This is a genomic window from Streptomyces sp. NPDC005722, assembly GCF_040630935.1.
Taxonomy (GTDB): domain Bacteria; phylum Actinomycetota; class Actinomycetes; order Streptomycetales; family Streptomycetaceae; genus Actinacidiphila.
Genome location: NZ_JBEXYN010000010.1, coordinates 40,397 through 54,963 on the forward strand (window position 1 = coordinate 40,397; position 14,567 = coordinate 54,963).

At 74.3% G+C, this 14,567-nt stretch carries 11 protein-coding genes; 6 read left to right on the forward strand and 5 right to left on the reverse strand.

All coding sequences use genetic code 11. The features are described 5' to 3' along the window. Positions 1 to 728: 728 nt before the first annotated feature. From ABZ479_RS14545 to ABZ479_RS14565, 5 genes are all read right to left on the reverse strand, one after another. The gene (locus ABZ479_RS14545; RefSeq protein ID WP_500461908.1) at positions 729 to 1,571 is read right to left on the reverse strand and encodes an EamA family transporter; all 843 of its coding nucleotides are present in this window, start codon (positions 1,569 to 1,571) and stop codon (positions 729 to 731) included. Then, positions 1,568 to 2,053 carry a YbaK/EbsC family protein gene (locus tag ABZ479_RS14550; RefSeq protein ID WP_500461909.1) on the reverse strand — a complete coding sequence of 162 codons (486 nt, stop codon included), beginning with the start codon at positions 2,051 to 2,053 and terminating at the stop codon, positions 1,568 to 1,570. Before ABZ479_RS14550 ends, ABZ479_RS14545 begins: the two co-directional genes overlap by 4 nt. Before the next feature lie 54 nt (positions 2,054 to 2,107). Beyond that, on the reverse strand, positions 2,108 to 3,727 hold the full coding sequence (locus ABZ479_RS14555; RefSeq protein ID WP_500461910.1) for a penicillin-binding transpeptidase domain-containing protein: 1,620 nt from the start codon (positions 3,725 to 3,727) through the stop codon (positions 2,108 to 2,110). Positions 3,728 to 3,893: 166 nt separating this feature from the next. Beyond that, positions 3,894 to 6,314 (reverse strand): SpoIIE family protein phosphatase, encoded by a 2,421-nt coding sequence (locus ABZ479_RS14560; protein ID WP_500461911.1) that lies wholly within the window; start codon positions 6,312 to 6,314, stop codon positions 3,894 to 3,896. Between the two features lie 348 nt (positions 6,315 to 6,662). Next, a complete protein-coding gene (locus ABZ479_RS14565; protein ID WP_500461912.1) occupies positions 6,663 to 8,393 on the reverse strand; it encodes a dolichyl-phosphate-mannose--protein mannosyltransferase in 1,731 nt (576 codons plus the stop codon). 101 nt (positions 8,394 to 8,494) lie between these two features. Here ABZ479_RS14565 and rsmI point away from each other — a divergent pair, with 101 nt between their 5' ends. From rsmI to ABZ479_RS14595, 6 genes are all read left to right on the forward strand, one after another. Continuing rightward, entirely contained in the window at positions 8,495 to 9,379 is an 885-nt protein-coding gene (rsmI, locus tag ABZ479_RS14570; RefSeq protein ID WP_499600149.1) for a 16S rRNA (cytidine(1402)-2'-O)-methyltransferase, read from the forward strand. 191 nt (positions 9,380 to 9,570) lie between these two features. After that, positions 9,571 to 9,969 (forward strand): hypothetical protein, encoded by a 399-nt coding sequence (locus tag ABZ479_RS14575; RefSeq protein WP_500461913.1) that lies wholly within the window; start codon positions 9,571 to 9,573, stop codon positions 9,967 to 9,969. A 41-nt stretch (positions 9,970 to 10,010) separates the two neighbouring features. Next, entirely contained in the window at positions 10,011 to 10,910 is a 900-nt protein-coding gene (locus ABZ479_RS14580) for a TatD family hydrolase (RefSeq protein WP_500461914.1), read from the forward strand. 225 nt (positions 10,911 to 11,135) lie between these two features. Beyond that, positions 11,136 to 12,383, forward strand: a complete 1,248-nt coding sequence (locus ABZ479_RS14585; protein WP_500461915.1) for a resuscitation-promoting factor — start codon at positions 11,136 to 11,138, stop codon at positions 12,381 to 12,383. A 200-nt stretch (positions 12,384 to 12,583) separates the two neighbouring features. Next, positions 12,584 to 13,477 carry a 16S rRNA (adenine(1518)-N(6)/adenine(1519)-N(6))-dimethyltransferase RsmA gene (gene rsmA, locus ABZ479_RS14590; protein WP_500461916.1) on the forward strand — a complete coding sequence of 298 codons (894 nt, stop codon included), beginning with the start codon at positions 12,584 to 12,586 and terminating at the stop codon, positions 13,475 to 13,477. Positions 13,478 to 13,579: 102 nt separating this feature from the next. Continuing rightward, positions 13,580 to 14,488, forward strand: a complete 909-nt coding sequence (locus ABZ479_RS14595) for a 4-(cytidine 5'-diphospho)-2-C-methyl-D-erythritol kinase (RefSeq protein WP_500461917.1) — start codon at positions 13,580 to 13,582, stop codon at positions 14,486 to 14,488. Positions 14,489 to 14,567: the final 79 nt, after the last annotated feature.

A 14,567-nucleotide genomic window follows, 5' to 3' on the forward strand; every position in this document is an offset into this window, starting at 1 on the left:
GGCTGGCCGCACCGCAGTTCGTGGAGTACGGGCACGAGCGAGGACCAGGGGTGACCCGCGATGTCTTACCTCGCCCCACTTCGGACGCGGTGGAGTCGGCATCGAAGGCGCCCTCGGGTCACCTGATCGCGGAGTCGAGAGAAGCGTCAGCCAGGATCCGCGTCAGGATCGATGGGCCTCCCGCCCAGTTCAGGTGAGCTCATCGGGGGCGAACGTGGTCGCCGATGGGGAGGTGCGGTCAGGTCGAGCGGAGGGGACTCACGCCAACAGCCGGGGTGTTCCTCCTGGCCAAAGGCCAGGGGTGACGAGCGGCGGACCCGGTGCCGAAGGATGCGCGGCTGGAACCGAGGTGCCGTGGGGGTTCAGCAACGCACGTGCGGCAACCCCGGACTGCCCCCATACCCCCCACCGGCCGTTGTGCGCCCATTCCTCGGGAGGGGGTGTGGCGGGGTGCTCCCCCTCGCCGAAGGCTGGGGGAGACGAGCGGCGGACGCGGCGCCGAATGATGTAGACGCAAACCGCGAGCGTTCTGGGGGTCCCCCGGCCGAAGGTTGGGGGAGTGCGCTGGCGCGGCGCCGACCCCACAACGACGTGCGAGACCCGCACCAATCGCGCCGGATGGGGGTCCCCCCGGCCGAAGGTTGGGGGAGGGCGGGAGGGTGGGCGAACAGCCCGCCGCAGGCGCAAAAAACCCGCACACGACAACAGGCCGCAACCACAAGACCCGGTCACACGTGAAGCATCAGGCCGATCCCCGCAACCACCAGCAGCGCCGCCACGACGCGGGACCGTCCCAGCCGCTCCTTGAAGAACACCGCCCCGATGACCGCCCCCGCGATGATGGACGTCTCCCGGAGGGCCGCGATGGGGGCGAGGTCACCGCGTGTCTGGGCCCACAGGACGAGTCCGTAGGCGGACATGGACAGCGCCCCGCCGAGCAGGCCGCGGCCGGCGACCGGGCGCAGTTGCGCGGGGAGCGCCGCGCCGCGCACCGCGAGGGCGCAGGACACGAGCAGGACGCCCTGGACGAGCAGGAGCCAGGCGACGTACCCGAGGGCCGTGCCGGAGGCGCGGACGCCGACGCCGTCGACCACGGTGTACGCCGCGATGGTCAGGCCGGTGCCCACGGCCGCGCCGACCGCCGGCCAGTCCCTGCGGCGGCCCCGCATGCCCCACAGGGCGGCCCCGCCGAGCCCGGCGGAGGCGACGAGGACGCCCGCGGTCTGCAGGGCGTCCGGCACCTCGCCCACGAAGACCGCCGCCAGCAGCGTCACGACCATCGGGGCGACGCCCCGCGCGATGGGGTAGACCTGCCCGAAGTCGCCCAGCGTGAAGGACTTCATCAGCAGGTACATGTAGGCCATGTGGATCCCCACCGACGCGGCAAGGTAGGGCCAGGCGCCGGCCGCGGGCAGCGGCGCGAACCCGGCGACGGCCGCGCCGCAGAGCGCTCCACCGCCCCCGACGAGGGTGAACGCGACCAACTGGTCCTTGATGCCGTGGGCGATGGCGTTCCAGGCCGCGTGGGTGACGGCCGCGAGCAGGACGGCCGCCGCGATCAGCGGTGTCACGCGGTGCGTTCGCGGACGTCGGCGAGGGTCGCCCCGGCGTGCCCGACGAGTTCGGCGGGGGCCATGGGGAAGACGGTGTGCGGGGTGCCGGCGGCCGCCCACACGGTCGCGTGCTCCAGCAGGCCCCGGTCGGCGAGGACGGTGGTCCGCGTGCGGTGCCCGAAGGGGGGTACGCCGCCGATGGCGTACCCCGTCGTCTCGCGCACCAGGTCCGCGTCGGCCCGGCGGACCTGCGTCGCGCCGAGTTCGGCGCGGACCCGTTCCACGTCGACCCGGGAGGCGCCGTCCATCAGGACCAGGACCGGGACCCCGTCCGCCGTGAAGATCAGGGACTTGACGATCTGGCCGAGCTCGCAGCCGACGGCCGCGGCGGCCTGCGCCGCGGTGCGGGTCGCGTCGGGGAAGGCGCGCACGGGTACCCGGAGGCCCAGCGCGGTGAGCGCTTCCGCGAACCGGGGGTGGGCTGCAGCTGAAGTCGACATGTCCGGCACGCTAGTGCCCGGTGGGGCGCGGGGGCCAAGCCATTTGCGGGCGGGTCACGAGGCGGCCTTGAGCACCGAGGCCACGATCGGCCCGGCGGAGTCGCCGCCGTGCCCGCCCTCCAGCACCATCCCGCCGGCCGCGACGTCACCGCGGAACGCGACGAACCACCCGTTGGGCTGTTCCTGGCCGCCGACCTCCGCGGAGCCGGTCTTGGCGCCGACGTCGCCGTAGACCCCGCGCATCGCGCCCGCGGCGGTGCCGCTCGACGCGGTCAGCCGCATCATCGACTTGAGGTTGCCGCGGACGCCGGACGGCAGGCCGCTGCGGGCCTTGGCGAGGGGGCCCTCGATCAGGCCGGCGGCCACCAGCCGGGGCTGGCGGAACACGCCGTTCTGCACGGTGGCGGCGATGGAGGCCATGTTGAGCGGGCTCATCTGTATCTGGCCCTGGCCGATCATCTCCTCCGTCATCTCGTCGCCCGGGCCGCCGGGAACGCGGCCGTCCCAGGCGGGGACGCCGACGTTCCAGGTCTGGCCGAAGCCGTAGTAGCGCTGCGCGACCGAGGGGACCGAGGACTCGTCGAGCCGTCCGGCGAGCTTGATGAAGCCGGTGTTGCAGGAGATCGCGAAGTCCCGCTGGAAGGTGGCCGACGGGTCGGAGGAACTCTCCACGTTGTGGAACATCTTGCCGTTGTCGTAGTTCGCGGTCGCCGGGCACGGCGCCGGGGTGCCCGGGGTCACGCCCTTCTCCAGCAGCGCGGTGGCGGTGACGACCTTGAAGGTGGATCCGGGCGCGACCTGCGCGTTGAAGGCGTTGTTGTTGTCGGTCGACGGGTTGTTGGCGAAGGCGAGGATCTCGCCGGTGCTCGCCTTGACCGCCGCGACCGACGACTGGCTCTTGTTCTTGACGGCCTGTTCGGCGGCCTTCTGGGCGCGAGCGTCCAAGGTGGTGGGGAGTTTCGCCGGTGTGCCCTCGGCGATCACGTGCAGTGTCTGGCCGGGGCCGTCGCCGCCGTTCACCCAGGTCTCGATGCCCGGCTTGCCGCCGGAGAGCTTGGCGCCGTAGCGCTCGCGGAGCTGCGGCAGGACCGAGGCCAGCGAGGGGTAGTCGTCGGCGTCCAGGACCTTGCCGTTGCGGTCGACGACGTCCACCGGCGGTGAGCTGGCCTCACCGGTCTCCAGTGACTGACCCTCCGTCAGCTTGGGGTGCATCACCGCCGGTTGCCAGTCGACGAGGGGGCGGTGGGTGGTCTCGCCGCGGAAGACGGTGAGCTTCGACGAGTACGTCCACGTGGAGGTCTTGCCCTTGTAGGAGAGCGAGGCCACGACCTCGAACGGCACGACGTCCCCCTGGGCGGTGCCCGGTGTCAGCCGTACGCGGGCGACGTGCGCGTCCTGCCGGTAGGCGGCCAGGTCCGCGGAGGCCGTCGTCGCGTCGTTGGTGAGCGCCCCCGCCGCTGTGGTGTCCCCCTTGGCCCACGCGGTCAGGAAGTCCGCGGCGGTCTTCTTCACCTCGGCCGCGGTGGGCGGCCCGGTCTCGACCGGCGCGGCCTCCGCGGAGAAGCCGCCGCCCCCGGCCAGCCCGTCGTAGATGTTGTACGCCCCGTACGCGGCGGTTCCCACCAGTCCCGCGGTCAGCGTGGCGACGATCCCCAGCTTCACTCCTCGGCGCATGGCACCGACCCTCCCCGTGGTCCCCCTGAACATGTTCAAAAACGTGGCAGTGCAAGCGCACTCTACGGGACGTGGGTGGAGCCGGGGTGCCCGACCGGGTCACAGCTTCAGCACGCGCTTCCCATGGCACGGGAAAGTCCGCCGGTCAGGGCCCCCTACCGGCGGGTCACCTTTCCGGCCCGGGCGGGAGCCGCTCCTCGTCCGTGAGGGCCAGTTCCGCCCAGACGATCTTGCCCTCCCCGGTCCTGCGGACACCCCACCGCGTGCACAGCTCCGCCACGATCACCAGGCCCCGGCCGCCCTCGTCGGTCGGTTCGGGACGGCGTGGCAGCGGCGGGCCGGGACCGGCGTCGAAGACCTCGCAGGACAGCTTCATGTGCCGGACCAGCCGCAGCCGCACGGGTCCCGCCCCGTGCCGTACGGCGTTGGCCAGCAGCTCCCCGACGATCTGCTCGGCGGCCCCCCGCACCCGGTCCAGCCCCCACGCGGACAACTGCCGGGCCGCCTCGGACCGCACCGGTCCGACGGCGGCCGGATCGGCGGGCACCTCCACCCTGAACACCCGGTCGGCGCTGAAGCTGCAGGTCCTGGCGAGCAGCAGCGCGACGTCGTCGTCCTGGCCGCTCGTGGGCAGCAGGTCGACCACCCCGTCGCACAGGTCCTCCAGCGAGGTCCCGGGCGGCCGGGTGAGCGCCGTCCGCAGGCGCTCCAGCCCCTCGTCGATGTCGCCGTCCCGGGTCTCGACGAGCCCGTCGGTGTACAGGGCGATCACGCTTCCCGCGGGCAGCTCCAGGTCGACCGACGGGAAGGACCGCAGGCCCACGCCCAGCGGCGCCCCGGAGGGCATGTCCGGGAAGGCCGCCGCGCCGTCCGGGGTGACGACCGCGGGCGGCGGATGCCCGGCCCGGGCGATGGTCAGCCGCTCCTCGATGGGGTCGTAGACCGCGTACACGCAGGTGGCGCCGAGGATGCCGGCGGCGGGGGAACCCTCGTCGAAGTCCTCGAAGCCCAGCCGTACGACGAGGTCGTCCAGCGCGGCCAGCAGCCGGTCGGGCGGCAACTCCAGGCTCGCGAGGGTGCTCACCGCCGTGCGGATGCGTCCCATGGCCGCGGCGGCGTTGAGGCCGTGGCCCACGACGTCCCCGACGACCAGGGCCACCCGGGCGCCGGACAGCCGGATCACGTCGAACCAGTCGCCGCCCACGCCGTCCTGGGTGTCCGCCGGCAGGTAGCGCCAGATCGTCTCCAGGGCGAACCCGGCGCTGGGGTTGCGGGGGAGCAGGCTGCGCTGCAGCGTCAGCGCCATGGTGTGCTCGCGCGTGTAGCGGCGGGCGTTGTCCAGGCTCAGCGCGGCCCGGCTGACCAGTTCCTCCGCGAGCGTCCGGTCGTTCTCGTCGAACGGCGTGGGGTTCTCGCTGCGGACGAGCACGGCGACACCGAGGATCTCGTCCCGCGTGTGGATCGGCAGGATCAGCAGGCTGTGCATCCCGACGTCGAGGACCCGCTGCAGCCGCTGCGCGTCCTCCTCCAGCCACGTGCCGGGCTCGGTGTCCAGCTCCGTCTCCATGTACGTCCGGCCCGAGCGCAGCACCTCGATGAACGGCGAATGCGGGGGGACGAAGACGGGGCTGCCGCGCGCGTAGAGCGACTCCCGGAAGTCGTCGTGGACGGAGGCGATCCCCGCCCGGTGGAAGACGGGGACGTTGCCGCCCTCCATCACGCCGAGCCGGGTGAGCGGGGCGTCGCCGAGCCGCACCGACTCCGCGAGGTCGATCGTCGCGTAGTCGGCGAGCAGCGGCACCAGCAGGTCGGCGAGGTCCTGCGCGGTCTGCAGGACGTCCAGGTTGGTCCCGATGCTGCTCGCCGCGCGGCCGAGCACGGTCATGCGGTCCCTGGCCCGCCGGCTCTCCGTGACGTCCACGTTCACCGAGCAGACGCCGGGCAGACCGTGGCGGACGTCCTCGATCCGGAAGACGGAGAGCGCGTACGCGCGCAGCCGCAACCGGTCCAGCTGGTCCAGTTCCCGGTCGATCACCGGGACGCCGCTCTCCAGGACCTCGCGCAGCAGCGACTCGACCTGCTCGGTGTTGGCGTAGAGCGGCGACTCGTCCAGGTGCCGTCCCAGGCGTTCCTCCCGGGAGAGGCCGAACTTCTCGGCCAGGGCGTCGTTCAGCCAGGCGGTGCGCAGGTCGCTGTCCCAGATCGCCATCGGGAAGGGGCTCAGCTCGCAGGCCGACTCCAGTACGGACGGGGGCACCCCGGCCGTCGTGACCAGCCAGTCCACCGTGCCCGCCGCCCCCGGCAGCCCGGTCACCCGCAGGTCCACGTCCAGCCGCCTGCCGTCACGGTGCCGCAGCGCGGCCGGCCCGGCCCACTCGCCGGCGAACCCCCGCGGGCCGCGGCCCGGCGCGTCCAGCAGCATCGTGGCGTCCCGGCCCAGCACGTCCTCCGCCGTGTACCCCAGCAGCCTGCGGGCGACCTCGGTCCAGCGGACCAGGACCCCGCCGGCGTCGACCACGGCCAAAGCTGCGCCGGCGCTGTCGAGCGCCGACGCTTTACCGGGCACGCTGCGATCGGGGGCGGACATACGTGACATTCCCTCGGGGTTCACGCTAGGTCCGCGCCCTCCCCCCTGCAAACGGTCACCGGCCAGGTCAGCGGCCCCGCTGCCACCAGCGGCGCTTCGTCCGGGCCGGCGCCGGGGCGTCGCCGTCCGGCTCCCAGGTCCGCAGTGCGGCACGGATGCGGTCGAACGTGGCGACCGGATGCTCCCCGCCGGCGCCGGGCAGGTGGTGCTTTGCGCGGTCGGCCCGCTGGAAGGGAAGGGACGCGAGCGGTGTGCGTGACGATGGCGTCGATGGTCGCGTGGCAGGCCTCCCGCGGGTGCGCCGCCGGGGCCGCCCGCGGTGTGGCCCCGCCGCGCGGGGTGGCCGGGTCAGATCCAGGTGTCGAGCCACATGCGGTCGCGCCAGGCGTCCATGGGGATGGTCTGCCCGGTGTAGAGCGGGAAGAAGTAGATGAAGTTCCAGACGATCAGCAGCACCAGGGTGCCCGCGCCGACCGCGCCCCACATGCGGCGGCGTTCACTGGAACCGGGCGGACCGAGGATCGCGCCGAGCATCATCGCGACCGCGAGGCAGAGGAACGGCACGAAGACGACCGCGTAGAAGAGGAAGATCGTCCGCTCCTGGTAGAGGAACCACGGCAGGTAACCGGCGGCGACGCCGCAGGCGATCGCGCCGGCGCGCCAGTCGCGGCGGAAGATCCAGCGGTACAGGACGTACAGCAGGGCGAAGCACCCGGCCCACCACAGCAGCGGGGTGCCGATGGCGAGCACCTCGCGGGCGCAGCCGCCGACCGCGGTGCAGCCGTCCTTGCCGAACTTGGGGGACTCGTAGAAGTACGACACCGGGCGGCCCAGGACCAGCCAGCTCCACGGGTTGGACTGGTAGGTGTGCGGGGAGTGCAGGTTGACGTGGAAGTCGTAGACCTGCGACTCGTAGTGCCACAGGCTGCGCAGCGCCGCCCAGGCGTTCGAGAGGAAGCCGCCGTCGCCCTTGGCCCAGTCGCGGTCGTAGCCCTTGGCGGTGGTGAACCAGCCGAGCCAGGTCACCAGGTACGTCACGACGGCGACGCCGAGCATGGAGATCCCCGCCCACAGCCCGTCCAGCCAGAACGCCGTGAGCCGGGGGTAGCGGGCGCCGGCCACGCGGCGGGCGCCGGCGTCCCACAGCACGGTGAGGACGCCGAAGAACGCCAGGACGTACAGGCCGTTCCACTTGGTGCCGATGGCCAGGCCCAGGCAGATCGCGGCCGCGATCCGCCAGGGGCGCAGGCCCAGCCACGTGAAGGAGGCGACGCGGTCGTCCGGGCGGCCCCCGGGGAGGGCGGCGGCGAGCCGGGCCCGCGCCCGGTCGCGGTCGATCAGCAGGCAGCCGAAGGCGGCCAGCACGAAGAACATGACGACGAGGTCGAGCAGGGCGACGCGGCTCATCACGAAGTGCAGGCCGTCGACCGCCATCAGGCCGCCCGCGAGGCAGCCAAGCGCCGTGGAGCGGAACAGCCGGCGGCCGATGCGGCAGAGCATCAGCACCGACAGCGTGCCGAGCACGGCCATCGCGAAGCGCCAGCCGAAGGGGTTCAGCCCGAAGATCCACTCCCCGGAGGCGATCACCCACTTGCCGACCGGCGGGTGCACCACGTAGGAGGGGGCGTCCGAGAGCGGGATGGAGGGCGGGTCGGCGAGGATCAGTTCGTTGGCCTTGTCCGGCCAGCTCCCCTCGTAGCGGTACTGCAGGAGCGACCAGGCGTCCTTCGCGTAGTACGTCTCGTCGAATATCACCGCGCGCGGACTGCCGAGGTTCCAGAAGCGCAGCAGTCCGGCGAAGAGCGCCACCAGCAGCGGGCCGCCCCAGCCCGTCCAGCGGGCCAGCCGTGACGCCGCCGCAGGGCCCACGCCGAGCGCGGCCCACACCCGTGTCCCCGGCTCGGGGAACGGCGCGACCAGGCGCTCGCGCACGTCGGCGCGTGGGCGGTCCGCGTAGCCGTAGCGGCGCAGCCGCCGCTGCCAGGGGCTCTGCTCCTCCGCGGCCTTCGGTGCGTCCTCGACCCGGTGGGCGTGCGTCGCGGTGTCACTCGTCACCGGGCCATCGTAGGGAAGCCGCATGTGTATGTGCTGAGGACCGGGCCAACCGGGGGTACGCCGCCGTGCCGCCGCGGGGATCGCGCGGGCCCGGGCGGGCCCGCGGCGGGTGGGAGACTGGGGCGGTGACTAGCTCCGCAGGACCGGCCGCAGGCGTACTCGTACTCGCAGGGACCCCCATCGGCGACGTCGCCGACGCACCGCCGCGGCTCTCCGCGGAGCTGGCCGGGGCCGACGTGATCGCCGCCGAGGACACCCGGCGGCTGCGCCGGCTCACCCAGTCCCTGGGCGTGACCACCACCGCCCGGGTCGTGTCGTACTTCGAGGGCAACGAGTCGGCCCGCACCCCGGAGCTGGTCACGGCGCTGGAGGACGGCGCCCGGGTGCTGCTCGTCACCGACGCCGGGATGCCCTCCGTGTCCGACCCCGGCTACCGGCTGGTCGCGGCGGCCGTCGAGCGGGACATCCGCGTGACGGCCGTCCCGGGCCCGTCCGCCGTGCTGACCGCGCTCGCCCTCAGCGGCCTGCCCGTGGACCGCTTCTGCTTCGAGGGCTTCCCGCCCCGCAAGGCCGGTGAGCGGCGGGCCCGGCTCGGCGAGGCCGCCGGGGAGCGCCGCACGCTGGTGTACTTCGAGGCCCCGCACCGCCTCGCCGAGACCCTCGCCGCGATGGCCGAGGCTTTCGGCGCCGGGCGCCGGGCCGCCGTCTGCCGCGAGCTGACCAAGACCTACGAGGAGGTCAGGCGCGGCACCCTGGAGGAGCTGGCGGCCTGGGCCGCCGAAGGGGTGCGCGGGGAGATCACGGTCGTGGTGGAGGGAGCCCCGGAGACCGGGCCGGAGGAGCTGGACGCCACCGAGCTGGTGCGCCGGGTCCAGGTCCGCGAGGAGGCGGGCGAGCGCCGCAAGGAGGCGATCGCGGCCGTGGCGGCCGCGGCGGGGCTCCCCAAGCGGGAGGTCTTCGACGCCGTGGTCTCCGCGAAGCACGCCGCGAACCGTCCCACAACCGGCTAAACGCGGCACGGTGCAAAGTCCTATCGTAGGAGAGGGAAAAACCTGGGCCGCCCGATCGGCCCCGCGTCACACACACCCCAAAACTGGCTCAAGAATGGGCACCGCCGCTGTCGCCGACGCCCTGCCGGGCGTTCGCTGGTAGAGGGAAGTCCCGCTCCGGACGCCTCGTCCGGAGGGCATCAGGAGCTGCCATGAGCGAGACCATCGGAACCGATGGCACGGTTCGTGAGGCGTACGCCTTCGTCTGCATCAGCTGCGGCCGAGGATGGGAGCAGGCGTACGAGATCGAGCACCACGTCGACGCACAGGGTCGCGAGGTCGTCTGGTACATGGCGGACGGCAAGCGTGTGCCGTCCCCGCTGACCCGGCCGACGTGCGTGGAGTGCGAGAGCCACAAGGTCCGCATCATGCGGGCCGGACAGGTCTCCGATGTCGCCGGGTCCTGGTCGGCCACCGCGACCGCCGGGCCCCTGCCCGCCGCCTCCGACATGCGCCGGGTACCGGCCTCGTCCGCGGTGGAGGGCGCCGAGCGCCGGGCGCGGCACTGGTCGCCCCGCAACCTGCTGCACCGCAGGAGGGGCGAGCACTAGGCCGGGCGGAGCCGCCGTGCCGCCCGCCTAGGATCGGGGGCATGCCCGAGCAGAGCCAGAGCCAGCGCCCCAAGAAGGACGCGTCCGCCGCCCCTCCCCTCCCCGAACCGCTCGCGGTTGCGGTGGCGGACTCCCACACCCACCTCGACATGCAGGAGGGCACCGTCGAGGAGGCGCTGGCGAAGGCGGCGTCGGTCGGCGTGACGACCGTGGTCCAGGTCGGCTGCGACGTCGACGGCTCCCACTGGGCGGCACGCACCGCCGGTGCGTACGACGCCGTGTGGGCGGCCGTCGCCCTGCACCCCAACGAGGCCCCCAGGATCGTCCACGGGGACCCGGACGGATGGTCGCGCCAGGGGGCCCGCGTGGCGGGCGGCCTGCCCGCGCTGGACGCGGCCCTCGCGGAGATCGAAGCCCTCGCCGCGCTGCCCCAGGTGCGCGGCGTCGGCGAGACCGGACTGGACTACTTCCGCACCGGGCCCGAGGGTGTCGAGGCCCAGCAGTACTCCTTCCGCCGCCACATCGACATCGCCAAGCGGCACGGCAAGGCCCTGGTCATCCACGACCGCGAGGCCCACGCCGACGTGCTGCGCATCCTCGACGAGGAGGGCGCGCCCGGCACCGTCGTCTTCCACTGCTACTCCGGCGACGCGGAGATGGCCAAGCTGTGCGCGGACAAGGGCTACTACATGTCCTTCGCCGGCAACGTCACCTACAAGTCCGCCCAGGACCTGCGCGACGCGGTCGCCGTCGCCCCCGCGGAACTGCTCCTGGTCGAGACCGACGCGCCCTTCCTCACCCCCGTCCCGCACCGGGGCCGGCCCAACGCCCCGTACCTGATCCCGGTCACGGTGCGGGCCATGGCCGCCGCCCGGGGCGCCGCGGAGGACGAGGTCGCCGCGGCCATCGGGGCCAACACCGCCCGCGCCTTCGGTTACTGACGCCGCGTCGCGCGGTCGGCGTAACGCCGGGTGTCCGATTCCGGACCCCCGCCGGGACCCCTCGGTGCCCACCGTGCCCGGGGCGGGGGCCCGCCGACCACGGCCGCGAGCGGCGCGGCGGGCACCCGTACCGGCGACACGGCGTGACCGTTCGGCTTGGGGGAGTGATGAATCCTCCGCTATGGTCCCGGTTCGGCCCGAATCGGGCCGGGCCGGAGGTACGCCGTGAGCAACAGGAGCAAGGCGGGCACGACGCGGGCCGGAACACGGTCCTCCGCGGAGGGCCCCGACCGCGGGACACCGGGTACGGCCCCCGCCGCCGAGGACGCCGAACCGCGTCCGGGGCGCGCGGCCACCCGGCGCAGGCGCGCCGCACGGCGCCCCGACACGCTGGGCAGGCTGCTGCCCCGGGCCCTCGTCGTCGCCTGCCTGGCGGGCGGCAGCACCGCCTACCTGGCCGGCGGCAAGGCCGTGCAGCTCAGCGTGGACGGTCAGCCGCGCGTCCTGCACACCTTCGCCGGGAGCGTCGAGGAACTGCTGCAGCGCCAGGGCATCGAGGTCGGCGACCACGACATCGTCGCGCCCGGCCCCGACGCCGAACTGCGGGACGGCGACACCATCGCCGTACGCTTCGGCCGACCGGTCGCGCTGACCCTCGACGGAAGGCCACGGCGGATCTGGACCACGGCCGGCACCGTCGACGGAGCCCTGCGCCAGCTGGGCGTCCGCGCGGACGGCGCGTACCTGTCCGCCTCCCGAGGCGAGGCCATCGGGCGGCACGGGCTGGAACTCGACGTCCGCACCGAACGGCAGGTGACCTTCCTCGTCGACGGGCACGAACGCCCGGTCCGCACCAACGCCGCCACCGTCGGCGAGGCGCTGCACGACGCGGGCATCGCGCTGCACGGCCTGGACGCCACCTCCGCCGACCCGGACAGCTTCCCCCGCGAGGGCCAGACGATCGCCGTGAAGCGCATCCGCGGCCACGACGAGACGCACGAGGAGCCGGTGCCGTTCCGCGTCGAGCGGACGGAGGACCCCACGCTTTTCGAGGGCACCACCGCCGTCGACACCCGGGGCAGGAACGGGCTGCGCCGCGTCACGTACGCGCACCGCACGGTCGACGGGGTCCGGCAGAAGCCGCGCCGCGTGGCCGAGGAGGTGCTGCGCGAGCCCGTGCGGCAGGTCGTGCGCGTCGGCACCAAGCCGCTCCCCGACAGCGTCGAGGGCGCCGACCACCTCAACTGGAAGGCCCTCGGCCAGTGCGAGGCGGGCGGCCGGCCGAACGCGGTGGACGCCTCCGGCACCTACGGCGGCCTCTACCAGTTCGACAAGCGCACCTGGCGCAACCTGGGCGGCCACGGCCGTCCCCAGGACGCCTCGGCCAAGGAGCAGACGTACCGCGCCAAGCGCCTGTACATCCAGCGCGGCGCCGGCCCCTGGCCGGTGTGCGGCCGCAAGCTCTACTCCTAGCCCGCCTATTCGTGGCCGGTCCGGGGCGCCCCCGATCGCGGGGGTGTGCCTGGGCGCGTACCTCCCGCAGGGCCGCGGCCAGGCGCCCCGGAAGCGGGGCGAGGCACCGCCCCGGCCTTCCCCGCGTCGGCCGGGCGAGCCGCTCCGGGGACGAGGGCCGGTACGGGGGAGGGCCCGCCGGGCACGGATACCCTTGAGCGGTGAGCACCACCGACCACTCCGGTCCCGCCGACGACGCCCTGCTCGGCCCCGCCGACATCCGTGAGCTGGCCGCCGCGCTGGGCGTCCGCCCCACCAAGCAGCGCGGCCAGAACTTCGTCATCGACGCGAACACGGTGCGCCGCATCGTGCGTACCGCGGACGTCCGGCCCGACGACGTGGTCGTCGAGGTCGGCCCCGGGCTCGGTTCGCTCACGCTGGCGCTGCTGGAGGTGGCCGAGCGCGTCACCGCCGTCGAGATCGACGACGTCCTCGCCGCCGCCCTCCCCTCGACCGTCGCCGCCCGCCTGCCCGGCCGGGCCGGCCGCTTCGCGCTCGTGCACAGCGACGCGCTGCGCGTCGAGGAGCTGCCCGGGCCGCCGCCCACGGCGCTGGTGGCCAACCTGCCGTACAACGTGGCCGTCCCGGTGCTGCTGCACATGCTCGCGACCTTCCCGAGCATCGAGCGCACCCTGGTGATGGTGCAGTCCGAGGTGGCCGACCGGCTGGCCGCCGGTCCCGGCTCCAAGGTGTACGGGGTGCCCTCGGTGAAGGCGGCCTGGTACGCGGAGGTGAAGCGGGCCGGGGCCATCGGCCGCAGCGTCTTCTGGCCCGCCCCGAACGTCGACTCCGGGCTGGTCTCGCTGGTCCGCCGCAAGGAGCCGCTGGTCACCACCGCCTCCCGCGAGCAGGTGTTCTCCGTCGTGGACGCCGCCTTCGCGCAGCGCCGCAAGACGCTGCGCGCCGCGCTGTCCGGCTGGGCGGGCTCGGCCGCCGCGGCCGAGGAGGCGCTGGTCGCCGCCGGGGTCTCCCCGCAGGCCCGCGGGGAGTCGCTGACCGTCGAGGAGTTCGCGGCGATCGCCGAGCACGGCGGGCCCGCCGTCCCCCGGCGGTAGCAGGGGGCACAATGGGGGCGCCGCCGTGCCCCCGGACCGCGACGTCCCGTTCCCGCACGCGCCGCGCACCGCACGACCCACGCACCGAGGAGAACCGCGCCAGTGACCCGCCGCCCCGCGTCCGTGACCGTCCGCGTCCCCGCCAAGGTCAACGTCCAGCTCGCGGTGGGCGGGCCCCGCCCCGACGGCTTCCACGACCTGGCGAACGTCTTCCTCGCCGTCGGCCTGTACGACGAGGTCACCGTCGCGCACGCCGAGGAGCTGCGGATCACCGTCGCGGGCCCGGACGCCGACCAGGTCCCGGTGGACGGGAGCAACCTCGCCGCCCGCGCCGCCGTCGCGCTCGCCGCACGGCACGGCCTGGAGCCGCGCGTCCACATCCACATCGACAAGGACATCCCCGTCGCGGGCGGCATGGCCGGCGGCAGCGCCGACGCCGCGGGCGCCCTCGTCGCCTGCGACGCGCTGTGGGGCACCGGCGCGAGCCGTGAGGAGCTGCTGGAGATCTGCGCGGAGCTCGGCAGCGACGTCCCCTTCAGCCTGGTCGGCGGCGCCGCGCTCGGCCGTGGCCGGGGAGAGCTGCTGGAGCCGCTGGAGACCGGCGGCACCTTCCACTGGGTCTTCGCCGTCGCCGACGGCGGCCTGTCCACCCCCGAGGTCTACCGCGAGTGCGACCGGCTGCGAGGCGACGCCGCGGTGCCCGAGCCGGAGGCGTCCGCCGCCCTGCTGGACGCCCTGCGCGGCGGTGACGCCGTCGCCCTCGCCGCCTCCCTGGCGAACGACCTGCAGCCGGCCGCGCTGTCCCTGCGGCCCTCGCTGGCCGCCACCCTCGCCGCGGGCACCGAGGCCGGCGCCCTGGCCGCCCTGGTCTCCGGCTCCGGTCCCACCACCGCCTTCCTCACCAAGGACGCCGAGACCGCGCACGCCGTCGCCGGCGCCCTCGCCGCCTCCGGCACCTGCCGCGCGGTCCGGGTCACCACCGGCCCCGCGCAGGGCGCCACCCTGCTCTGAGTACCCGTACTCACCCGTCCCCGGGGCGAGTTGAGTAGGACGGGCCTGACGCCGCGGCGCCCCGGCACGGGATCGTGCC